This is a genomic window from Amycolatopsis sulphurea (assembly GCF_002564045.1).
Taxonomy (GTDB): Bacteria; Actinomycetota; Actinomycetes; order Mycobacteriales; family Pseudonocardiaceae; genus Amycolatopsis; species Amycolatopsis sulphurea.
In genome coordinates, this window is record NZ_PDJK01000001.1 from 916,362 (window position 1) to 936,392 (window position 20,031).

22 protein-coding genes and 1 pseudogene are annotated in these 20,031 nt (G+C 69.9%); 7 read left to right on the forward strand and 16 right to left on the reverse strand.

All coding sequences use genetic code 11. From position 1 onward, the window contains the following. Positions 1-55: 55 nt before the first annotated feature. The 3 genes from ATK36_RS04210 to ATK36_RS04220 all read right to left on the reverse strand — a co-directional run bounded on the left by ATK36_RS04210 (position 56) and on the right by ATK36_RS04220 (position 2,346). Entirely contained in the window at positions 56-871 is an 816-nt protein-coding gene (locus ATK36_RS04210) for a SigB/SigF/SigG family RNA polymerase sigma factor (protein ID WP_098509898.1), read from the reverse strand. Then, positions 868-1,251 carry an ATP-binding protein gene (locus ATK36_RS04215; RefSeq protein ID WP_098509899.1) on the reverse strand — a complete coding sequence of 128 codons (384 nt, stop codon included), beginning with the start codon at positions 1,249-1,251 and terminating at the stop codon, positions 868-870. The genes ATK36_RS04210 and ATK36_RS04215 overlap by 4 nt, the downstream gene beginning before the upstream one ends. A 168-nt stretch (positions 1,252-1,419) precedes the next feature. Further along, complete coding sequence (locus tag ATK36_RS04220; protein ID WP_098510332.1) at positions 1,420-2,346, reverse strand: sensor histidine kinase; 927 nt, start codon at positions 2,344-2,346, stop codon at positions 1,420-1,422. Positions 2,347-2,555: 209 nt separating this feature from the next. On the opposite strand from ATK36_RS04220, the gene ATK36_RS04225 reads away from it, so the two are divergent. Then, positions 2,556-2,915 (forward strand): STAS domain-containing protein, encoded by a 360-nt coding sequence (locus ATK36_RS04225; RefSeq protein ID WP_098509900.1) that lies wholly within the window; start codon positions 2,556-2,558, stop codon positions 2,913-2,915. Positions 2,916-2,925: 10 nt separating this feature from the next. On the opposite strand, the gene ATK36_RS04230 is transcribed toward ATK36_RS04225, so the two are convergent. Both ATK36_RS04230 and ATK36_RS34160 read right to left on the reverse strand, forming a co-directional pair. Then, positions 2,926-4,149: a PP2C family protein-serine/threonine phosphatase gene (locus tag ATK36_RS04230; RefSeq protein WP_098509901.1), complete on the reverse strand. Its 1,224-nt coding sequence runs from the start codon at positions 4,147-4,149 to the stop codon at positions 2,926-2,928. Between the two features lie 438 nt (positions 4,150-4,587). Then, complete coding sequence (locus ATK36_RS34160) at positions 4,588-4,893, reverse strand: SDR family NAD(P)-dependent oxidoreductase (RefSeq protein ID WP_098509902.1); 306 nt, start codon at positions 4,891-4,893, stop codon at positions 4,588-4,590. 214 nt (positions 4,894-5,107) lie between these two features. Between ATK36_RS34160 and ATK36_RS04240 the strand changes: the two genes are divergently transcribed. Then, positions 5,108-5,479, forward strand: a complete 372-nt coding sequence (locus ATK36_RS04240; RefSeq protein WP_098509903.1) for a DUF6292 family protein — start codon at positions 5,108-5,110, stop codon at positions 5,477-5,479. Between the two features lie 97 nt (positions 5,480-5,576). Here the strand turns inward: ATK36_RS04240 and ATK36_RS31990 are convergent, their stop codons facing one another. Further along, positions 5,577-5,744 carry a class I SAM-dependent methyltransferase gene (locus ATK36_RS31990; RefSeq protein WP_170069591.1) on the reverse strand — a complete coding sequence of 56 codons (168 nt, stop codon included), beginning with the start codon at positions 5,742-5,744 and terminating at the stop codon, positions 5,577-5,579. A 328-nt stretch (positions 5,745-6,072) separates the two neighbouring features. On the opposite strand from ATK36_RS31990, the gene ATK36_RS04250 reads away from it, so the two are divergent. From ATK36_RS04250 to ATK36_RS04260, 3 genes and pseudogenes are all read left to right on the forward strand, one after another. Continuing rightward, positions 6,073-6,537, forward strand: coding sequence for an SRPBCC family protein (locus ATK36_RS04250; RefSeq protein WP_098509905.1), 465 nt, complete (start codon positions 6,073-6,075; stop codon positions 6,535-6,537). Positions 6,538-6,575: 38 nt separating this feature from the next. Then, positions 6,576-7,406, forward strand: a complete 831-nt coding sequence (locus ATK36_RS04255) for an aldo/keto reductase (RefSeq protein ID WP_098509906.1) — start codon at positions 6,576-6,578, stop codon at positions 7,404-7,406. A 531-nt stretch (positions 7,407-7,937) separates the two neighbouring features. Next, positions 7,938-8,413, forward strand: a pseudogene (locus ATK36_RS04260) (type 1 glutamine amidotransferase domain-containing protein). A 265-nt stretch (positions 8,414-8,678) separates the two neighbouring features. Here the strand turns inward: ATK36_RS04260 and ATK36_RS04265 are convergent. Further along, on the reverse strand, positions 8,679-9,014 hold the full coding sequence (locus tag ATK36_RS04265; protein WP_098510333.1) for a plasmid stabilization protein: 336 nt from the start codon (positions 9,012-9,014) through the stop codon (positions 8,679-8,681). Positions 9,015-9,841: 827 nt separating this feature from the next. Between ATK36_RS04265 and ATK36_RS04270 the strand changes: the two genes are divergently transcribed. Continuing rightward, positions 9,842-11,680 (forward strand): transketolase, encoded by a 1,839-nt coding sequence (locus ATK36_RS04270; RefSeq protein WP_098509907.1) that lies wholly within the window; start codon positions 9,842-9,844, stop codon positions 11,678-11,680. An 18-nt stretch (positions 11,681-11,698) separates the two neighbouring features. Here the strand turns inward: ATK36_RS04270 and ATK36_RS34165 are convergent, their stop codons facing one another. The 7 genes from ATK36_RS34165 to ATK36_RS04305 all read right to left on the reverse strand — a co-directional run bounded on the left by ATK36_RS34165 (position 11,699) and on the right by ATK36_RS04305 (position 16,769). Beyond that, positions 11,699-11,824, reverse strand: a complete 126-nt coding sequence (locus tag ATK36_RS34165) for a hypothetical protein (RefSeq protein WP_281259007.1) — start codon at positions 11,822-11,824, stop codon at positions 11,699-11,701. 231 nt (positions 11,825-12,055) lie between these two features. Next, positions 12,056-12,658, reverse strand: a complete 603-nt coding sequence (locus ATK36_RS04280; protein ID WP_098509908.1) for an endonuclease — start codon at positions 12,656-12,658, stop codon at positions 12,056-12,058. A gap of 5 nt (positions 12,659-12,663) precedes the next feature. Further along, on the reverse strand, positions 12,664-13,458 hold the full coding sequence (locus tag ATK36_RS04285; protein WP_098509909.1) for an RNA polymerase sigma factor SigF: 795 nt from the start codon (positions 13,456-13,458) through the stop codon (positions 12,664-12,666). Then, positions 13,455-13,823, reverse strand: coding sequence for an ATP-binding protein (locus ATK36_RS04290; protein WP_098509910.1), 369 nt, complete (start codon positions 13,821-13,823; stop codon positions 13,455-13,457). The genes ATK36_RS04285 and ATK36_RS04290 overlap by 4 nt, the downstream gene beginning before the upstream one ends. A gap of 263 nt (positions 13,824-14,086) precedes the next feature. Further along, entirely contained in the window at positions 14,087-14,263 is a 177-nt protein-coding gene (locus tag ATK36_RS31995) for a hypothetical protein (RefSeq protein WP_098509911.1), read from the reverse strand. Between the two features lie 44 nt (positions 14,264-14,307). Then, on the reverse strand, positions 14,308-15,582 hold the full coding sequence (locus tag ATK36_RS04300; RefSeq protein ID WP_098509912.1) for a cytochrome P450: 1,275 nt from the start codon (positions 15,580-15,582) through the stop codon (positions 14,308-14,310). Continuing rightward, positions 15,579-16,769 (reverse strand): zinc-dependent alcohol dehydrogenase, encoded by a 1,191-nt coding sequence (locus tag ATK36_RS04305; RefSeq protein WP_098509913.1) that lies wholly within the window; start codon positions 16,767-16,769, stop codon positions 15,579-15,581. The genes ATK36_RS04300 and ATK36_RS04305 overlap by 4 nt, the downstream gene beginning before the upstream one ends. Before the next feature lie 429 nt (positions 16,770-17,198). Here ATK36_RS04305 and ATK36_RS32000 point away from each other — a divergent pair, with 429 nt between their 5' ends. Then, positions 17,199-17,354: a hypothetical protein gene (locus ATK36_RS32000; protein ID WP_170069592.1), complete on the forward strand. Its 156-nt coding sequence runs from the start codon at positions 17,199-17,201 to the stop codon at positions 17,352-17,354. A 105-nt stretch (positions 17,355-17,459) separates the two neighbouring features. Here the strand turns inward: ATK36_RS32000 and ATK36_RS04310 are convergent, their stop codons facing one another. Both ATK36_RS04310 and ATK36_RS04315 read right to left on the reverse strand, forming a co-directional pair. After that, complete coding sequence (locus ATK36_RS04310; protein WP_211291780.1) at positions 17,460-18,191, reverse strand: hypothetical protein; 732 nt, start codon at positions 18,189-18,191, stop codon at positions 17,460-17,462. 19 nt (positions 18,192-18,210) lie between these two features. Beyond that, entirely contained in the window at positions 18,211-20,031 is a 1,821-nt protein-coding gene (locus ATK36_RS04315) for a class I adenylate-forming enzyme family protein (RefSeq protein WP_098509915.1), read from the reverse strand.

The window sequence follows — 20,031 nt, forward strand, 5'->3', positions numbered from 1 at the left end:
TGGCCCTGCACGGCTGTTTCGCCGCCACCCTGGCGGATCACGGGTCCTCGATCGCTCAGGACCCGTTTTCCGGTTCGGCGGTCTCCGGGCCGGGCGTCTCGTCCAGCATGTCGCGCAGTTTGGCGAGGGTCTGGGAAAGCAGGCGCGAGACGTGCATCTGGGAGACGCCGACCCGTTCCGCGATTTTCGACTGGGTCAGGTTCTCGAAGAACCGCATCGCGATGAGGGACCGCTCGCGCGGGGTGAGCCGGCGCAGCATCGGCCGGAGGGCCTCGTGGATCTCGGCTCGTTCCAGATCGGCGTCCTCCTCGCCGAGAAGGTCGGTCAGCGCCACCGATTCCGCTTCGTTGTGGACGGTCCAGTCGAGCGAACTCGTCTGGTAGGCGTTCCCGGCGACCAGTGCCTCGGCCACCTCTTCCTGGTCGATCTCCAGCTGCTCGGCGAGTTCGCGCGCGGTAGGCGCGCGCCCCAGTTGCTGGGCCATCGTGGTGGTCGCCTGCGCGACCGCGAGGTGCAGTTCCTTGAGCCGTCGCGGAACGCGCAGGGACCAGCCGGTGTCGCGGAAGTACCGCCGGACTTCCCCCATCACGGTCGGCACGGCGAAGGACAGGAAGTCGTCCGTGCGGTCCGGGTCGAAGCGGTCCACCGCCTTGATCAGGCCGAGCCGGGCGACCTGGACGAGGTCCTCGCGTGGCTCGCCACGGCCGCAGAACCGCTGCGCGATGTGCTCGGCGAGCGGCAGATGTTCGTCGATGAGCTTGGTGCGCAACCGTTCCCGGTTCGCGTCGTCCGGAGGAAGGGCACTCAGTTCGCCGAACCACGGCGCGCAGTGCGCGTACCCGTCGGTGTGCTGGTGAGCGGCGGTTCTCATGGTCCTCCTGTCCTGGGCTCCTTGGTGAACTCGAGGCAGAGCCGCCATCCGTGCGGGTCCGGACCCGGCTCGGTCCAGGTGGCGACCGAATCGGTCAGCGCGCGCAGGATGTGCCAGCCGACCTCGTCGGGTCCGGGCGGCAGCATCGCCGACGACGAGGTGGCCATCGTCACCGTGATCCGGCTGTCGTGGCGGAATACGCATTCGACCTCGGCACCGTCGTCGGCCCGGAGGGCGATCACCGACACTGCCTCCTCGACCGCGAGTCGCAGATCGGCGATCTCGTCGAGGCTGAACTCGCCGGTACCGGCGAGTCCCTCGGCCACCATCCGGGCAAGGAACAACAGGTCCCGGTCGGCCGGCAGGCGCAACTCGACCATGGGCACAAACGCAGGCACCACCTTCGTAGCCGGACCCACACACTGATTCATCTGCTTGTCATTACCCGGTCCGCTGCGCGGTCAATCGTCGTCACAGCGGTGTTTCGCACCGTGACCGAGCGGGTACCCGCGTGCGTGATCCGTTGGTCCGTTGTGGACAGTGGCCCGTCAGTGCAGGTCGAAGCGTGCCTCGACCGTGGAACCGGCCGGGCCGGTATGGAGCCGGACGAGATCGGCGAGGTGGTTGACGAGCAACAGCCCGCGGCCGCGCACCTGTCCGGGCACCGCCGGTCGCCGTCCGGCGAGCGGATCCGCGATCCGGCCCTTGTCGTGCACCTGGCAGATCAGCTGGCGGCCCTCGGTGGCCAGCCGGACCACCGCGGTGCCGCTGCCGTGTTCGATGCTGTTCGACACGAGTTCCGAGGCCACGAGGACGAAATCCGCCAGCCGATCGGCGGCGAAGCCCGCCCGCACCGCCGCTTCGGTCGCCACGTGGCGCAGCAGCGGAAGCTCGCCCTCGGCGATGGTCCGCGTGGCCGAACCGGGTGGCGCCGTGAGTTCCTGGTTGCTGTCGCGCAGGACCTCTTCGGGCGCGTATCCGGCGCTGGACTGCCATTGCCCGGTCCTGTCCACGAGCCACGGGTGGGTCCGGGCGGCGTCCGCGAGTGCGGCCTCGCCGGCGGATTCGGTGTCGTAGGGACAGAGGACGGTCGCTCTCCGTGCGGCGAAGGACCGGTTGAGCAGGGCTTCGTGCTGCACGCAGGCGGGATATTCGGCGCTGGACCCGCTGGGCCACCGAAGCTCGCCGACGATCCGCACGTGCCGGCCGGGATAGCCGTCGGAGAAAGCACGCAGCACACCGGGGATGATGCGGCCGGGATTGCGGCCCTCCTCGGTCATGTCCACCATCCGGACCCGGGCCGCGTCGGCGCCCAGTTCCGCCCTGAGCAGCGCGAGACCGCGTGGCGGTACCGCGACCGCGACCGGATCCCCCGCGGCGACTCCGCCTTGCACGAAAGGAAGCGTCCCGGCGAGGAACTCTTCGGCGTCGCCGTAGAAGAACGCTGAGTGCAGAAACGTCGGTATCGAGGACATCAGGGACGGCGCCGGGCACACGCGCCGGCCGGAATCGGAAGTATGGTGATCATTTCCTCCACTGCCCTCAGCGTACGGTCTTCACCACGATAACCGCGCGGTGGCTTACCCGGCGGTATCGCGGCGCGGGCAGCATAATTCCGGCAGGGAGGCCAGCCGGCACCCGTCCGGCCGCCGGTGCCGGGCTCACCGACCAGGGGAAGCGAGTGATGAGCGAGACCACCGGGCCACCCGGCACACTGTCGATCGAGCGGGACGACCGTCCCTCGATCGCCGTCGTGACCGTACGGGGCGAGATCGACCTGGCCACCACGCCGGCGTTGAAAGCGGCGTTCGGCGAAGCCCTCGCCGGGAAGCCGCCGATCCTGGTGGTGGACCTGAGCGGAGTGGGTTTTCTGGCGTCGGCGGGGCTGACGCAGCTGGTGATCCTGGCCCGGGACATGCCGGAGGGCACCGCGTTGCGGATCGTCGCGTCCGGGCGGGCGGTCTTGCGGCCCGTTCAGCTGACCGGGTTGGAACACAGCCTGCCCCTGTACCCGACGATGGAGGCGGCGCTCGCCGCGGAGTGACCGCGCCCGGTCACACCTCCGCGGCGCCTCCGTGCCGCTGGAGCACCACGAGCGCTACGTCGTCCTGGGGCGGGAGGGAGCCGACCATCTCGGCCATGATCCGGGCGCAGGCACGGTCCGGATCCTCGGCCCGGACGAGTTCGGTGAGCCGCCTCATCCCGATGTCGACCAGCTGGTCCCGGCGTTCGACCAGGCCGTCGGTGTAGAAGACCACGGCTGTCCCCGGTGGAAGGCGCACGGTGGTGGTGCGCCGCGGTGCGGGGTCGATGGTCAGCCCGATCGGATGGTCCGCGGGTGCGGTCACGAGTGCGGCCGGGGCACCGGGGGAGGCCAGGATCGGCGGCAGGTGCCCGGCGAGGGAAAGGACGAGATGTTCCCGCGCCGGGTCCAGTACGCCGTACGCGACGGTCGCCATCGCGCCGTGTTCGAAGTGGTTGGCTTTGTGGTCGAGTTTGCCGAGGACTTCGGCGGGGTCGTCGCAGTCGAGCGCGTAGGCGCGCAGGGCACTGCGCAACCGGCCCATGATGACCGCCGCTTCGAGGCCGTTTCCGGCGACGTCGCCGATGACGATGCCGATCCGTCCGCTGGGTAGTCCGAAGATGTCGTACCAGTCGCCGCCGAGTGCGGCGTCGGTGCCCGGCACGTAGCGGGTGGCGACGCTCAGGCCGTCGAGGTCGGGGAGGTTGCCGGGCAGCAGGCTGCGTTGCAGCGCGATGGTCGCCACCTGGTTCTGGAACAGGATCTCCGACTGGATCGCGGACGCGAGGTGATCGGCGAGCAGCCGGACCGTTTCGACCTCGGTGGCGGTGAACTGGCGGTGCGCGACCGATCCGACGTGCAGTACGCCGATCAATTCGCCTCCGGCGAGCATGGGCACACCGAGCATGGTGTGCAGGCCGCGCTCCCACAACAGCGCGTTGAGCGCGGTGGGGCCGTCGGAGCGATCGATGACGACCGGTTCGCGGCGCACCGCGACGGTGCCGGCGAACCCCTGTCCGACCGGAACCCGGACTCCCTGGTAAACCTCGTCCTCCAGCCCGGCGGCGCCGATCGCGACGAGCTGCTGCCAGCGTGCGTCGTGCCGCAGCACGGTCGCCGCGTCGACCCCGACGGCCGCGCAGGCCCGGGCGAGGATTTTCCGGAGCTCGTCCGCGAGGCCGCCATGGCCGGCCGCGGTTCCCACGATCTCGCCCAGCAGAATGCGCGATTCCGGTTCCGGCGCGTGCGGCGGCATGACCTCAACCCTAGCCGGACCAGGCGGGGTCGGCGACGACTTGGCTCCGGTCGTGTTCGAAGCGACGGCGGATCGCGGGCGCAAGCGCCCGGGCAGGGGAGGAGCCGCGGTACCGGGGATGGCCCGGCGGGCGGAGAGCAACCGCCGTCGTCATCGGCGTGCTCGACGGGTCCGGGTCTGCCCGGCGAGGTGGGCGGGCCTCGTCCGGAGCGCCCGGTTCGACGGCCGGCGGTCCTGTTTGGGGGGAATTGTCCCGTTTCGCGGCCGGGTACGGATCTCGACCAGGTCGCCCTGCGTGATTCCGGCGCGTTCGGCGTCCCGGTGGGGCAGTTCGGCCCAGGACTGCGCTGCGTCGTGACCGAGGTCTGTGAAGGGACCCTTCACGGACTCAGAGTCTGTGAAGGGTCCCTTCACAGACCACCACCCAGCGTGGGAGCGTCACGGTTCGCGACGGCGAAGGGGGCGGGTCGCCGGCCCTTCGAGTACCGCGCCGTCCACATCGAACCGGGAACCGTGGCAGGGGCAGTCCCAGCTGCGTTCGTCCGGGTTGAACCGGACGAAGCAGCCGAGGTGGGTACAGCGGAGAGACACCGCGTGCAGGCCGCCGTCGTAATGCCGGTAAACGCCTTTGCGATCGGACCGCCCGAGCACCCGCAGCGAGGCCCCCAGCCGGGCGAACCCGGCCGCGGCGGCCAGCCCGATCCCGGAGGCGGCGCCGGTGATCAGCACGACCTTTCCCGGCATGGGCGGTGGATCGGCGGGTCAGCCGGGCAGCTTCCGCCGGACTCGCAACCCGACGTTGCCGTAGCCGAGGACGATGCTCCGGTCCAAGACGGTGTCGATGGTGTCCGCGAAGTTCATCCGTCCCGCATACCCCTTGCGCCCTCGTCCAACCCTCCACGTGTGCGACGCGGAAAAAGGGGGTATCGCGTCGGTGACTGAGGATGGAGGTGCGCCGGTGAAGCTGGAGCCCGGGCACAAGGGAACCGTTGCGCTGCGGGAATACGTGCAAGCGGTGGCCGGGCTGCTGGGCGTCGAGGCCACGGCGTGCTGGAGCGAGCAGGCGCACCCCGCCACTGCCTACATCGCGTTGGCCGAGACCTCCCGGGAGCATCCCGGGCGGCTGCTGATGGCGCAGTGGACGAGCGACACCGGGTGGTGCCTGGCGCTGGAGCCGGATGCCGTGGAGGCTCCGGTGGTGATCGCACAGTGGCCGCGGCCGCGGTCGCCGAAACCGGCGGTGGTGGCCCGCCGGATACGCCTGCGCTTGAATGCCGGCGCACTGTCCGCTGTGGACGGACGTGGCGGCCGAAGGAGATCTCGTGGCTGAAACAACGGGCGGCGACATCGAGGGTGGCCCGGACGCGGTCTGCCCGGTCTTGCGGGGTGCGGAGACCGGGCTTCCGGAGTTCGTGCCGGGGTGGTCGTCACCGCCGGGCACGCAGCGCCACCAGCTCCCGCGAACGGTCCACATCGGACATCGCTGACTGCGCCGGCAGCAGCTTCCCGCCCGGCGTGAGCAGTTCGGACGCGTGCTCGCACAATGGATCGAGCAGCAGGCGGCCGTCCGGGCCGGCGTCGCAGACACACCGCACCGGGCACGGCACGTAGGGCGGGCTCGCGGCGACGAAATCGTACGGCCCGGTCTCGACCGCCGCCGTGAGGCCGCCTCGCCTCGCGCGGACCGGGCGACCACGGCGTTGAGCCGCGCCGAGGCATGCGCCCGCCGGGACAGGCCGATCGCCAGCACACACGCCGCCGGCGAGAGAGCCACGACGCCGGTCCCGTGCACAGATCCGGTGTGGACGCCCCGGGCGGGATGGCCGCCGCACGGATCGCGGACGCCTGGACGCGCGCGGCCGCCGGGTTTCGCCGGCTCCTGGCCCGGGTAGCCGGGCCAGGCAACCGTTCGAGGAGGAGCCCATGAGCAGCACCATCACCGAAACAGTGGATGTCGAGGTCCCGGTGACCACGGCCTACGACCAGTGGACGCAGTTCGAGTCCTTTCCCGAGTTCATGGAGGGCGTCGAGGAAGTCCGGCAGCTGGACGCGACACACACGCACTGGGTCACTCGCTTCGGCGGCGTCGGGCGCGAATTCGACGCGACCATCACCGAGCAGCACCCGGACGAACGGGTCGCCTGGCATTCCGATTCCGGGCCGGACCACGCCGGGGTGATCACCTTCCATCGCCTCGCCGACACCCGGACCCGGGTGACCGCCCAGATGGAGATCGATCCGGACGGGTTCGCCGAGAACGTCGCGGACAAGCTGGGCATCCTCGATCGCCGGGTGCAGGGGGATCTGCAGCGGTTCAAGCGGTTCATCGAGGAGCGCGGGCAGGCGACGGGAAGCTGGCGGGGCGAGGTGCCACCGCCGGTCGGCTGACGCGTTTCCGGGGCCGCCTCGGCGGGTACGCGACGTACATGGTTATCGACATCCCGCGCATCCCGCTGACCGGCGGGGTAGCGCTTCCGCAGGTCGGGCTCGGCGTGTTCCAGATTCCGCCCGGCGACACCGCGGACATCGTGCGCACGGCGCTGGCGGCGGGCTGCCGGCACGTCGACACCGCGCAGATGTACCGCAACGAGGAAGGCGTGGGCCAGGGCATCCGGGACTCCGGGGTGCCGCGTGAGGACGTCTTCGTCACCACGAAACTGGCGAACGACGCACACGGCCACGACAACGCGATCACCGCGCTCGAAGGCAGCCTGCAACGGCTCGGGACCGACTACGTGGACCTGTACCTGATCCACTGGCCGCTGCCTGCGAAGGACAAATTCGCGCGTACGTGGGAGGCGTTCGAGGAGTTGCAGCGGGCGGGCAAAACCCGTGCGATCGGCGTCTCCAACTTCCGGCCGGTGGACCTGGACCGGCTCGCCGAGGAAGGCGGCGCGGTGCCCGCGGTCAACCAGATCGAGCTGCATCCGCTTTTCCGGCAACCGGAGGCCGAGCGGTACCACCGCGCGCACGGCATCGTCACCGAAGCCTGGAGCCCGCTGGCGCAGGGCGACGTGCTGGGTGCCGAGGTGCTCACCGACCTCGCGGCCAAACACGGCCGGACCGCGGCGCAGATCGTCCTGGCCTGGCATGTGCTCAGGGGCCGGGTGGTGTTCCCGAAATCGGCGCACCCCGACCGGATCCGGGAGAACCTGGACGTGGCGGACATCGAACTGGACGAGGCCGAGCTGGCCGCGATCGACGGACTGGACGAGGGCCGCCGGACAGGCCCGGACCCGGCCACCTTCCAGGGCTGAGCGGGTGCAGCGACGCGAGGAAAGGCTGTGAAGGGGCCCTTCACAGCCTTGGGCAGGAGGTCGAGCACGGGGTGACGACGCCCGCGAGCCCGGAAAACTCAGGTTGCCCGGTCGCGGAACGGGTACCCGGTACCACGCAGGGAAGGAGCAGCCCATGGATACCTCAGCCATCATCGAAGCCGCAGGCGCCATCGGGCCGGCACCGGCCGGGCAGCGCGCCAGGTATGGCACCCGGGTCACAGCGGCCGGGTCGGCCCGGCCCAGGCCGAAGAAACGGAAGGACACGGGGGTGCGCACCGGGGTGGCAGACCGCTGGAGTTCATCACACTGCCTAGGCCGGCTTCGTGGCGTGCGAGACGTTCGGCCGCGGCGAGGACGTCCGGCACATGACCGTGCCGGACGTGGCGTGAGGCCGTGATGAGGCTCCTGCGCGGGGCATGATCCGGGCCGAGGCGGGTAACCGGACGGAGACCAGCGTTACCGTTCGGAAAGGAGCCCGGCATGGCCCGCGTGGCAGTGATCGTGGACGAAATGGTCGAGGACGACGAATTCCGGGTGCCGTGCGAACGGCTGCGGGCGGCGGGCCACGAACCGGTCGTGGTCGGATTGGCCCGGGGGAAGAGACTCACCGCGCTGCACGGCACCGGGATCACCACCGACGAGGCGGTGGACGACGTGCGCCCCGAGGACTTCGACGCGGTGGTCGTGCCCGGGGGATACTCGCCGGACAAGATCCGCACGAGTGCGCCGATGGTCGCGCTGGTCCGGGAAACGGCCGAGGCGGGCAAGCCGGTCGCGGCGGTCTGCCCCGGCCCGTGGCTGCTCGCCGAGGTCGGCCTGGCACAGACCGGGAACTGACCTCTTGGCCCTCGTTGCGCACCGATCTGCGCAACGCCGGCGCGAACTGGGTGGACCGGCAGGTCGTCGCGGACGGCGACGTCATCACCTCGCGCAATCCGGACGACCTGCCCGCGTTCTGCGACGTACTGCTCGAACGCCTCAAGTGAGCCGCTGTGAAGGGCCCCTTCACAGACCTTCACGGACCTCCGCGGTCGGCGCAGGGCCCCTCACAACGACTTTGCCGACAACCCTGCCCGGGGCAGGACGGCCTGTATACGCTTGCGGATCGGTTTCATCCACGTCGAGGGCCACACAGCCATGTGCGGCCCCGCCTTGTACTGCGCGCTGGCCCTCCCGAAGGGGGAGGGCGCACGCATCGACGCTGGTTCTCCGGACCGCGAGGGACTCGGCCGGTGTCGAGACCGACGCGGGTCACTCGCGGCCGAGTGCCCTGGCCAGCTCCTGTTTCGTCATCGTCGAACGGCCGCGGATATTGCGTTGCCGGGCTTCGTTGTAGAGCTGGTCGCGGGTCGGGCCGCCCGGTCCGAGGCGCTTGCCCGAACGGTGCCCGCCGCGCTGCTGCGGGGACTTGTCCCGCAGCGAGGTTTTGCTGGCGCGGGCGGATTCGCCGCTGCGCGCGCGGTTCTTGTTCACCGTCCGGGCGGCGATCTCCGCTGCCCGCTCGTCGCTCGCGCCGCGGTCCTCCTGCGCGTTCTTGATGTGCTCGTACTGCCGTTCCCGCTTCTTGTTCCAGGCCTGCTGCGGCATGGTCGCTCCTTCTTCCGTTCGGGCTGTCGTCCGGATTGCCCGGTGGGCGCGCGGCGAAACACCGGCCGCGGCGAGGTCACGGACGGCGTTCTGGGCCGTCGCCAGTTCCTGCCCAGCGAGGAATCCGGTGAAATGCGCGATCATCAGGCTGTGCCCGGCCGCGGCGACCGAGTCCCAGGGGTCCTGCGGGGTGGCGCCGGGGCCGGTGCCGCGGATCCGGCCGTCGAGCAGGCCTTGTTCGAGCCGGTCTCGGATCGCCGGAAGCAGCTGGGACAGTTCGTCGGCGAGCAGGCTCAGCCGGCCGAGGACCCGGTACAAATCGTCGGGCGCGTCGCAGGTGCCGGCGCCGAGATCCGCGCGGAGCCGGTGCAGTGCGGCGCGCGCCTGTTCGGCCGGGTCCGCGCCGTGGGGGAGTCGTCGCGAATGGTCCATGTTCGCGGATACCCGGTCACACCGTGGCCAATCATGCGCACCGGTCCGAGCCCTCAGGGTGTCGGCAAAGTCGGTGTGAGCGGCCCTGCGCAGGCGGCGGAGGTCCGTGAAGGGGCCCTTCACGGACTCTGAGTCTGTGAAGGGCCCCTTCACAGACCCGGGACAGGTCTGGCGCACAGCGCGAGGTGGTCGCGCCTCGAATAGCTCCGCATCGTGCGTTGCCGGGCGTGATCGACGAAGAGGGCAGGCGCCGTCGATGATGACGCGGCAGCCACGGCTCACTCTGCTGATCACGGGGCCTCGACCGACTTTGCCGGGACCCTGGTCCGAGCCCTGCCCCCCCGCAAGCCCGGATCGGAGGTGTCGACCGGCGAGCCGCCGGGTAGCCGGGGGACATGGAAACCACCAGCAGCGGAGCGGACTTCCGCCGGGAACTGGGCCAGCAGCTGCGGGTCGATTCGGTCCGGGTGAGCAGCCATGCCGGTTCGGGTCACCCGACCTCGTCGATGTCGGCGGCCGACCTCATGGCGGTCCTGCTCGACGGCCATCTGCGCCTCGACTACCGCCACCCCGGCGAGCCGCACAACGACCATCTCGTCTTCTCGAAAGGGCACGCTTCTCCGCTCTACTACGCGATGCTGCGGGCCGCGGGCGCGATCGCCGAGGACGAGTTCCGCACCTATCGCGCGTTCGGGAGCCGGCTCGAAGGCCATCCCACCCCGAGGATCCCGCCCACGGACGTCGCGACCGGTTCGCTCGGGCAAGGCCTGCCGGCCGGCGTCGGGCTGGCACTCGCGGGCAAGATGCTCGACCGGCTGCCGTATCGCGTCTGGGTTCTCTGCGGTGACTCGGAAATGGCGGAAGGCTCGATCTGGGAGGCATTCGAGCACGCCGCGCACTACGAACTGGACAACCTGGTCGCGATCGTCGACGTCAACAGGCTGGGGCAGACCACCGAAACGATGGTCGCCTGGGATGTGGACACCTACGCCGCTCGTGCGCGGGCGTTCGGCTGGCATGCCATCACTGTGGACGGTCACGACGTCGAAGCGATCGAAGCGGCGTACGCCGACGCAGAGCGCACTCGGGGGAAGCCGGCGGTGCTGTTCGCGAAGACGAAGAAGGGCAAGGGCGTCGCCGCGGTCGAAGACCTGCCGGGCAAGCATGGCAAGCCGTTGGACGACCCGGATGAGGCAATCGCGGAACTGGGTGGCCGCCGGAACCTGACCGTGTCGGTGGCGAAGCCGGATACGTCCGTTCCGGTTCAGGATTGCCCGGTCGGACGGGTCGAGCTGCCCTCATGGGACGTGGGGGACGAGGTCGCGACGCGGGAGGCGTACGGAGCGGCGCTCGCCGCGTTGGGCAGCCGCGGCGACGTCGTGGCACTCGACGGTGAGGTATCGAACTCGACGCACAGTGACCTGTTCGCGAAAGCGCATCCCGAGCGGTACTTCGAGATGTACATCGCCGAGCAGCAGATGATCGCGGCGGCCGTCGGATTGCAGGCGCGGGGATGGACGGCCTTCGCTTCGACGTTCGCGGCCTTCCTGTCGCGCGCTTACGACTTCATCCGGATGGCGGCGATCTCCCGTGCCGATCTGCGGCTGTCCGGTTCGCACGCCGGGGTCGCGATCGGGGCGGACGGGCCGTCCCAGATGGCGCTGGAAGACCTCGCCGCGCTGCGCGCCGTGCACGGCAGCACGGTGCTGCATCCCTCGGACGCGAACCAGACGGCACAGCTCGTCGCGCAGATGGCGGACCTGCCGGGCATCTCCTACCTCCGGACCTTGCGCGGAAAGACCCCGGTTCGGACCGCGGCGGACGAGAGCGTGCGCATCGGCGGCAGCCGGACCGTACGGTCATCCGATCAGGACGAAGTGACGCTCATCGCCTGTGGGACCACTGTGGACGAAGCCGACCGGGCGGCCGGTCTGCTTGCCCGCGAAGGTGTTTTCGCCCGCGTGCTGGATTGCTACTCGATCAAGCCGATCGACGAGGTGGCTGTGCGACAAGCAGCGGCGGAGACGCGCGTCGTCCTGACCGTCGAGGACCATTGGCCCGAAGGCGGTCTCGGTGACGCTGTGCTCGAAGCCCTTGCCACACTGCCGGTCCCGGTGCACAAGCTGGCCGTCCGTGAGATGCCGATGTCCGGGACTCCGGAGGAACTGCTGCGCATGGCCGGGATCGACGCGGGGGCGATTGCGACGGCGGCGAAAACGCTCGTGGCCGCTTGATCGCCGGTCAGAACGCCTTCAGCCGGGCGCGAGCCAGTACGCGCGATCGAAGTGGACGGGGTCGACTTCGGCGCAGCTCTCCACCTCCAGAGACTTCGGACGGCCGGGCGCGATCTCGTCCAGCTCTTCTTGCTCGACCAGCACGTACTCGCCCGATCTCGCGGCAGTGCACGATGTCGCTGTACCGCACTTTCTTCGCCGGTGCGCTCGTGACCCGCGCCGGTGCCGGATGTGGTCGCGGATGCCGCGCTGGAACCGCGCGAGAACTGCACAGCGTGCTCCGCGAGCGACTTGTACAGGCGCATCGGAACGTTCACCAAACCGAACGAGAGCACACCCTGCCACACCGGGCGCATCACTTCGTCCTTCCGGTGGCTAGTGCTGCAGGCTCCGCCGCACCAGCGCGGCCGCGAGGCGGGCGACGTCCTCGCCCGGAACCAGCTTCGCCAACCGGCGCGGATCGGCCGGCAGCCCGGCCCGCTCCGCACCGTCGAGGGCGCGACGGTCGAAGTAGGGACGCAGCCACGGCCAGACCGCCTGTGCCTCACGGCAGAAGATCTGCGCCCCGGTGGGGCCGATCCGCGGGAACTCCGCGACGAGCTTCTCCAGCTTCCGCGGATCGCGGCCGGCCGCGTCGTCCATCCGGCGTAGATCGTCGCAGTAGCGGTGCCGGATGAAATCGGCGCCTTCGCCGAGATGCTGCGAAGTACTCTCGTCGTATCGCACGTAGTGTGCTCGCCCGAGCGCGTCTACACGCTGCTGCCAGGTCGAATCCCGCATCGCGGCGGGGGATCGCCAACCGGCCCGCGAGAGTTCGCGAGCAGCGGCGACCGCGAGGTCCGCACTGATCCGGGTGGACAGCAGGGTGGTGAGGACCAGCAGCCGGTACAGCGGCTGTGGCTTGTCGGCCAGGGCGATCCCCGCTTCGCGGGCGTAGGTCGTGCCGTGTTCGGCGAGCAGTTCGTCCACGTGGCGCATGGGTGTCACCTCCCCGCAGGTGTGGCGTCCAGCATTTTGCGGAGCTGCTCCAGGGACTGTGCGAGCAGCCGGGAGACGTGCATCTGGGACAGCCCGATCCGCTCGGCGATCTTCGACTGGGTCATGTTGCCGAAGAAACGCATCGCGATGATGGCGCGCTCACGGTCGGGCAGGCGGCGCAGCATGGGTTGCAGTACCTCGTGGATCTCGGCGCGTTCGAATTCGATGTCGTCCTCGCCGAGGAAGTCCGCCGGGGCCGGGGTTTCCGGTTCGTCGGGCAGTGCGCAGTCCAGCGAGCTGGTCCGGTAGGCGTTGCCGGCCACCAGCGCCTCCGTCACTTCTTCGGGGGCGAGGTCCAGGTGTTCGGCCACATCGGACCTCGACGGTGCGTGTCCGTATTGCTGGGACAGCGTGGCGGTCGCGTGCGCGACGGACAGGTGCAGCTCCTTCAGCCGCCGCGGGACGCGAATCGACCAGCCCGCGTCGCGGAAGTAGCGGCGGACCTCGCCCATCACGGTGGGCACGGCGAAGGCCAGGAAGTCGTTCGCCCGGTCCGGGTCGAATCGGTCGACGGCTTTCACGAGGCCGAGCCGGGCGACTTGGACGAGGTCGTCGCGGGGCTCGCCGCGGCCGCTGAAGCGCTGCGCGATGTGTTCGGCGAGCGGGAGATGTTCTTCGATGAGCTTGCGGCGCAGGCGTTCCCGCTGCACCTCGTCGGTGCCGGGCAGGGCGTTCAGCTCGTCGAACCACCCGGCGCAGTGCTCGTAGCGGTCGGTGTGCGGCCGGCCGGCGGGTTTCATGGTCCTCCCGTCCTGGGCTCCTTGGTGAATTCGAGGCAGATCCGCCAGGCCCGGGCGTCCTGGGCGGGTTCGGTCCAGGCTGCGAGGGAGTCGGTCAGGGCGCGCAGGACGTGCCAGCCGACCTCGTCCGGCCCCGGTGGCGGCATGGCCGAGGACGAGGTCCACAGGCTGACCGTGAGCCGATCGCGGCAGCGGAACGTGCAGTCCAGGATCGCGTCGTCGTCCGCGCGGACGACCAGCGCCGAGACGCCCTCGTCCACGGCCAGCCGCAGATCGTCGATGTCGTCGAGACCGAACTCCGTGGTAGCCGCGATACTTTCGGCCACAAGGCGGGCGAGGAACAGCAACCGGCGGTCAGCCGGCATGCGCAGCTCGATCTCAGGCGGAGGCGAGGACGCCGGGCGCGCTCCGTTTGCGCTGTGGTGCACGCATTGATCCATGTACTGGGAATTACCCGGTGTGCCGGGGCGCCAATCATGGGGCGCGAAGACCGGCCCACGATGGTCCCGAGCCGGCACCGGGGGAATATTTCGCCTGCCACGCGACAGCCGGGTGTTTTCCCGGCGAGCAACGGCCCGTCGGAGGCCGGGGCGCTCTCCGGGTGCTCGTGATCCGGCGATCATGGTGGTCAGGGCACCCGAGGGGGCATCCGGTGCCGTCGCGGATGGCAGGTAGTGCACACCATGGTGTGACTTACCGGGGTGCCGTCCTCGCGGACGAGCCGGGCGACGTGCAGGGTCGGGCGGCCGCACTGTTCGCACGGCACCGCGGTGCTGCCCGGATCGAGCTGAATGCGGGTATGCACGGCAGGACTCCTTCGCTGGTGGCCGTTGTCGTTGCCCCGGCCGGTCACGGTGCCGGTCTTTCCGGCTCGGACAGGCGCGCGGTGAACCGCAGGTGGAACGGGTCGACGGTGGCGGGCAGCGGCCGGCCGGGGGACAGATCGGCCCCGGCGAGGTGGTGGTCGCGGTGCCGCAGCAGCTCGGCGAGCAGTGTGCTCACGGTGAAGAGCACGAGATCACGCCCGGGGCAGATCGCGGGGCCCGCGGAGAACGGCACGAGCGCGGGCTGTGCGGCCGCGCGCCCGTCAAGCCAGATCTCCGGGACGAAGCTGTCGGCATAGGACATCCGGCGATGATCGCGGTGGAAGAAGGGCGTGAACACGAGGATGGTGGTGCCGGCCCGTCCCCACGCGGTGGGTTCGGTGGTTTCCCGCAGCAGCATCGGTGTCGTCGGCCACAGCCGGACGGACTCGAGAGCGCACGCGCGCAGGTACGGCAGTTCCGGAGCAGGTCCGGCGTGGACGGTTCCGGGTCGGGCGGCCAGCAGCGCGAGGGTACGGAAAGCGACGATTCCCGCTGCGTCGAAGGCGAAAAGCCAGTGCGCGACCTGATCGGCGACCGGTATCGGGCTGGGTGTTTTCGCGATGTTTTCGGCGAGGCTCCCCGGCTCGGCGCGCTGGAGGTGGCCCTCCAGGCGTTGCAGGAACTGCCGGCGCACCTCGGTGCGGCGCGGGTGCAGGTATGCCCAGTTCGCGTCCAGCCGCAGCCGGGCGAGCAGGTCGGTGACGGTGTCGTCGTCTCGCGCGCCGGCACCCAGCACTATCCTCCGCACGATACGCCACCAGCTGGTGGCGAACCGGTCCCAATCGAGGCTCAGCGCCTTTCGCAGGTCCGCGGCTTCCTCGGCGATCGCCTTGTCGAACGGTCCGGCCAGCTCGTGCAGGGCGTGCCCCGGGTCGAGTACTTCCTCGTTGAACCGCCGTCGTTCGTCTCGTTGCGCGAGTGGGCTGATGAGTGCCCCGTGCGGCTGGAAATGCCCGAGCGCGGCGCGTTTCTCCACAGTGGACGGACTGAACGGTACGGGCGTCTCGGCCAGCACCGCGCCCACATCCTCGGCGGACAACGGCAGCACGATAGAACGTCCGGGCACGCGCAACCGCAGCGGGCGGCCTCCGTACTTGTCCTGCAATCCGGTCAGCAGCCGCACCGATCGGCGGTCCCATTGCATCCGCTGGGCGATCTGCTGCACTCCGGGGCGGCGTTTGAGCACTCCACCGGCCACCGTGGGCAGCAGGACTTCCCCGGTGATCCGGGCGGTTTCGGTGATCGTCGCGGTGTTCATGACGTGGGCTCCAGGAGGATCTTCTGGGCGCCTTCGAGCTTCTTCTGGAAGATCTCGTAAGCACGTGGCGCGTCCGCCAGGGGCAGCTTGTGCGTGGCGAAGCCTTCGACCCCGAGCGGGTCTCCGTCGGCGGTGAGCACCGGGAGGATGTCGTCGATCCAGCGGCGCACGTTCGCCTGGCCGGTGTGCAGCCGGATCTGCTTGTCGAACAGGTCCATCATCGGGATCGGGTCGACCATTCCGCCGTACACTCCGGACAACGAGATGGTGCCGCCGCGGCGGACGCTGTCGATCGCGGCATAGAGCACGCTCATCCGGTCGACCCCGGCGGTCTCCGTCAATTTCCGGGCCAGCTGCCGTGGTAGCAGGCCGGTGAGGGTTTGCGCGAGTTTGCCGGCCGGGGCGCCGTGCGCCTCCATGCCGACGGCGTCGATCACCGAGTCGGCCCCGCGGCCGCCGGTGAGGTCGCGGATGGCGTCCCCGATCCGCCGGTGGTCACGCAGGTCCAGGGTGGTCGCCCCGTGGGCGCGGGCCCGGGCCAGGCGTTCGGGCACCAGATCCACGCCGATCACCGTGCCCGCGCCCTGGTGCTGGGCCACCCGGGCGCACATCTGGCCGATCGGGCCGAGACCGAACACCACGACCGCGCCCCCGTCGGGGATGTCCGCGTACGCGACCGCTTGCCACGCGGTTGGTACGACGTCGGAGAGATAGACGAACCGCTCGTCCGGGGGACCGTCGGGCACCTTGATCGGCCCGTATTGGGCTTGGGGCACGCGGAGATAGTCAGCTTGCCCGCCGGGCACCTGGCCGTACAGGCTGGTGTAGCCGAACAACGATGCGCCCTTGCCCTGGCCGGTGACCTGGGTGGTTTCGCACTGGGACTGGAGTCCGCGTGCGCACATCCAGCAATGGCCGCAGGAGATGGTGAAGGGCACTACCACCCGGTCTCCGGGTGCGAGTGGGCCTGCCGCACTGCCGACCTCTTCGACGATGCCCATGGGCTCGTGGCCGAGAATGTCGCCTTCGCTGAGGAACGGTCCGAGGATTTCATACAGATGCAAATCCGAACCGCAGATACCGGTCGAGGTGATCCGCACGATCGCGTCGGTCGGTTCCTCGATCACCGGATCCGCGACGGTGTCCACCCGTACGTCCCGTTTGCCATGCCATGTCACTGCCTTCATACCCGGCCGGGTTCCCGGCAGGCCGCCGGGCAAACCCGCCCGCGGCCGCCGTCCCGTACATCGCGGTACCGGCGCGCGGAGTGGGAACCGCGGGCAACGGCATCGGCCGGTTCGACGCGGTCCTCGGGAAACGCCCGCCCTGCCTCGCCGGGTCATGCCCACCACCACCGAAGGCATCGCGTGGCCCGGCAGAACGCCGGTTCAGGGTGTTGGAGTGCGTTGAAGCACCGTAGCAGTGATGCCACGAAAGAGTGTCCGAGGGGCGGGTTGCCCACTATCCACACGGTTGCAGCTGAGAGGACGACCGTCCTGCGTGGATTTTGAAGACTCACGGCCGGAAGTGCTGGATGAGCCAGTCGAGCTGGTGCAGCTGATCGACAAGCTCACCAGTGGGGGTCCGTGCCCCGGGTCGTAACCTTGGTGTGCGTCATGAAAGCACTCCTGGAACTGGAAGACGACGATGTGCTCGCCTTGCTCGAAAACGACGCGCGCCTCGCACGGAAGGTTGAGGACGTGACCGAAGACCTTGGTCGGCAGGACGAAACGAAGCGGCGAACCGAGCTTCGTCGGAGTACGGATGGCTGAACCGGCGCCGGTACGGTCACCGAGCCTCGGATACTTGCGTGCTCGTGCCTGCGTGAGGAGGCGAACGCGTTCTGGTCCTGTGTTCGCCCGTCGCGGATGCCGCCGCTAGCCGGAAGACTTCAGGCAGGTGGAGGCTGGACTCTTGGTTTCGGCGAGGAAGATGGTCTGGGCCATCATGCGGTAGCCCGACATGCCCTCGCGCAGGGTCTCGATCGACTCTTCGGGGTGCACGGAGTCGATGACCGCGTTCGGGCCGACCGCGTTGAACTGATGCGACACGCCTCGCGGGATTTGCATGTCCGCCCAGGCGTTCGGCGGGACGACGACGTTGTACCGCGTCCGGATCACCGACGGCGGGGTGTCCGGGAGGAGGTCGGTGAAGGCCTGCGGTGGCTCGTCCGGCCAGGCCGGGCTGGGGGTGACCACGAGCGGCGAGAGGCTCGACACCCGGATCGTGGTGCCGGGACCGGTCATCATCCGGACGAACCGCAGCCCGGTGTGCAGATGCATGCGGGAACAGATATCGCGGGCCCGCACGTCGTAGAAGTCCATCAGATAGCGGTCCGCGAAGAAGCCTTCGAACGGAGGCTCGGCCATATACACGTCGCCTTCCTCGAAGACCTGAGCTCGTTTCAGCTCGCCGGGTGGCGTGGGGTTCGCGGCTTCCTGGTCGTGCGCGGTGCGGACGACGCCGGCGAGGGCGTCCACGATCCGCAGTGCCACGTCTTCGGGGAAGCGCAGCAAGGGGGTGATCCGGTTCTGGCCATCGTCCTCGTGCGAGCGCACGTCGAGGGCCTCGTCTTCGTGGTCGGGGTTCTGCTTCATCCGGTCTGTCACGGGTGCTCCTCGAGTGCTTTCAGCTGTCGGTCTTGGTCCACAGGACGCCGCCCAGGTCATGCCTTCCCGCGCGGATGAGAGAAAAGCCCACGGTGGTCGCGGGATCGGCGGGCTGGTTCGCCAGATGCTCCCAGCGGTCTGGCTGGGGCCGGCCGTCGGCGCCGTCCAGCAGCGTCCCGAGCAGGGACAGTGCCCACGGCGTGCCCTGCCCGGTCGTCACGTCGGGCCGGTGGGGGACGACGGTCAGGAGGCCGCCGTCGAACACGGCCGGGCTGCCGAAGGCGAGCGGGACATCCCGGCCTCCGGCGATCTCGGCCGCGAGAGCGGTGTACTCGGTCAGCGGCCAGCAACCGAGGATCCGTGTCCGCCACTGGGCGAGCACCGAATCGGGCAAGGCCCGGAGTGCTGTCCCCTGGGTACGGACGAACTCGAAAGCGTCCGCGATCTCCTCGGTGCCGCCCGGCGGTTCGGTGGTGCAGGCCGCGAGATCCTTCAGGAAAGCGGGGCCGGAGCCGCCCTCGTCGAGGAGCGCGCGGGCGGTGCGGGCGGCGTGGCGGAGAAGGTTTTCGTAGCGCGCCGGGGACAGACGGCGGGCAGCGAGTCCTTCGCCCATCGCCCGGCGTTGCGGCTTCCCGGTCGCGGTGGCGCGGAAGCCACCGAACTGCACCACGGCCGGCCGGACTTCCGCCTCTGCGAAGAGCGAGCGCACCTGCGTGACCGGGCCTCCGGACGTGATCAGCGCGATCTCCTGACCGAGGGTCGGTTCACGCACCCCGACGGCGGCGAACCGGCCGGTGAGTCCCGCCTCCCGCCAACGCCGTTCGACGTCGAGCGGATAGTACTTCTCGCCGCCGCGGTCGATGCGTTCCTTCGAGCGGCCGTTGAGCACCAGCAGCCCGTCCCGCAGTTCACCGAGGTCGCCGGTGCGCAGCCAGCCGTCCGGCGTCAGGGTCGCGGCCGTGGTCGCCGGGTCGTCCCAGTAGCCGTCCATGAGGTCGGGGGTACGAAGCTGTACTTCGCCTCGTTCGAGCCGGAATTCCGTTTCAGGCAAGGGCAAGCCGACCGGCGCGAACCGGTCCACGTACTGCTCCCGGTAGGCCGCCCCATCCAGGTGCGGCATCGTGAAGCTGAAGTTCACCGCCTCGGTCAGCCCGTAGCCTTGCCGCAGGCGCGGGCCGTAGAGCCGGTGGAACCGCCGCGCCAGGTCGGGCGTCAGCGGGGCCGCTGCGGTGATCAGGTAGTCGAGCGCGTCCGGCCAGGGCGGTGCCGCGTCGAGCAGGTCTCCCAGCAAGGCCGGCACGATCGACGCGGTCCGGGCGTTCGCGGCACCCAGCTCGGTGAAATAGCGGACGGGATCGAAGCGATCGGCGAGCACCAGCGGGCTGCCGGTGAGGTGGGTGCCGATGAGCGACATGACCAGCGCGTTGCAATGGTAGAGGGGCAGGCAGGTCCCGTGCGGCCGGTCCGGGCGGATCCCGTGCAGCGCCGCGGTTTTGGCGGCGTTGCCCAGGACCGCGGCCGGGGAGAGCATCACACCTTTCTGCGGCCCGGTGGAGCCGGACGTGAACATGATGAACGCGAGGTTCGTCGGATCGTCTTCGCGGGGAGTGTGGACGGTCCTGCGGAACTCGGCGTCCCGCCCGTCCACGATGGCCGAAGCGCGGACGCGTTCGGCCAGGCCGGCGAGTTCTCGGTCACCGGTCTTCGGGCCGAGCGGCACCGCGGTCACCCCGGCGTCGAAGCAGGCGCGCAGCACACTCGCGAGCGCGCCGCCATGCGGCATCCTGATCATGATCCGCGCACCGCGGTCCAGTGTGGACAGTTCCTCGGGTACGGGCAT

Excerpts from the sequence above, each read along its gene's own strand:
- ATK36_RS04210 (WP_098509898.1), bottom strand. The coding sequence starts at position 871 with ATGAGAACCGCCGCTCACCAGCACACCGACGGGTACGCGCACTGCGCG.
- ATK36_RS04215 (WP_098509899.1), bottom strand. The coding sequence starts at position 1,251 with ATGGTCGAGTTGCGCCTGCCGGCCGACCGGGACCTGTTGTTCCTTGCC.
- ATK36_RS04220 (WP_098510332.1), bottom strand. The coding sequence starts at position 2,346 with ATGTCCTCGATACCGACGTTTCTGCACTCAGCGTTCTTCTACGGCGAC.
- ATK36_RS04225 (WP_098509900.1), top strand. The coding sequence starts at position 2,556 with ATGAGCGAGACCACCGGGCCACCCGGCACACTGTCGATCGAGCGGGAC.
- ATK36_RS04230 (WP_098509901.1), bottom strand. The coding sequence starts at position 4,149 with ATGCCGCCGCACGCGCCGGAACCGGAATCGCGCATTCTGCTGGGCGAG.
- ATK36_RS34160 (WP_098509902.1), bottom strand. The coding sequence starts at position 4,893 with ATGCCGGGAAAGGTCGTGCTGATCACCGGCGCCGCCTCCGGGATCGGG.
- ATK36_RS04250 (WP_098509905.1), top strand. The coding sequence starts at position 6,073 with ATGAGCAGCACCATCACCGAAACAGTGGATGTCGAGGTCCCGGTGACC.
- ATK36_RS04255 (WP_098509906.1), top strand. The coding sequence starts at position 6,576 with ATGGTTATCGACATCCCGCGCATCCCGCTGACCGGCGGGGTAGCGCTT.
- ATK36_RS04265 (WP_098510333.1), bottom strand. The coding sequence starts at position 9,014 with ATGCCGCAGCAGGCCTGGAACAAGAAGCGGGAACGGCAGTACGAGCAC.
- ATK36_RS04270 (WP_098509907.1), top strand. The coding sequence starts at position 9,842 with ATGGAAACCACCAGCAGCGGAGCGGACTTCCGCCGGGAACTGGGCCAG.
- ATK36_RS04280 (WP_098509908.1), bottom strand. The coding sequence starts at position 12,658 with ATGCGCCACGTGGACGAACTGCTCGCCGAACACGGCACGACCTACGCC.
- ATK36_RS04285 (WP_098509909.1), bottom strand. The coding sequence starts at position 13,458 with ATGAAACCCGCCGGCCGGCCGCACACCGACCGCTACGAGCACTGCGCC.
- ATK36_RS04290 (WP_098509910.1), bottom strand. The coding sequence starts at position 13,823 with ATGCCGGCTGACCGCCGGTTGCTGTTCCTCGCCCGCCTTGTGGCCGAA.
- ATK36_RS04300 (WP_098509912.1), bottom strand. The coding sequence starts at position 15,582 with ATGAACACCGCGACGATCACCGAAACCGCCCGGATCACCGGGGAAGTC.
- ATK36_RS04305 (WP_098509913.1), bottom strand. The coding sequence starts at position 16,769 with ATGAAGGCAGTGACATGGCATGGCAAACGGGACGTACGGGTGGACACC.
- ATK36_RS32000 (WP_170069592.1), top strand. The coding sequence starts at position 17,199 with ATGAAAGCACTCCTGGAACTGGAAGACGACGATGTGCTCGCCTTGCTC.
- ATK36_RS04315 (WP_098509915.1), bottom strand. The coding sequence starts at position 20,031 with ATGCCCGTACCCGAGGAACTGTCCACACTGGACCGCGGTGCGCGGATC.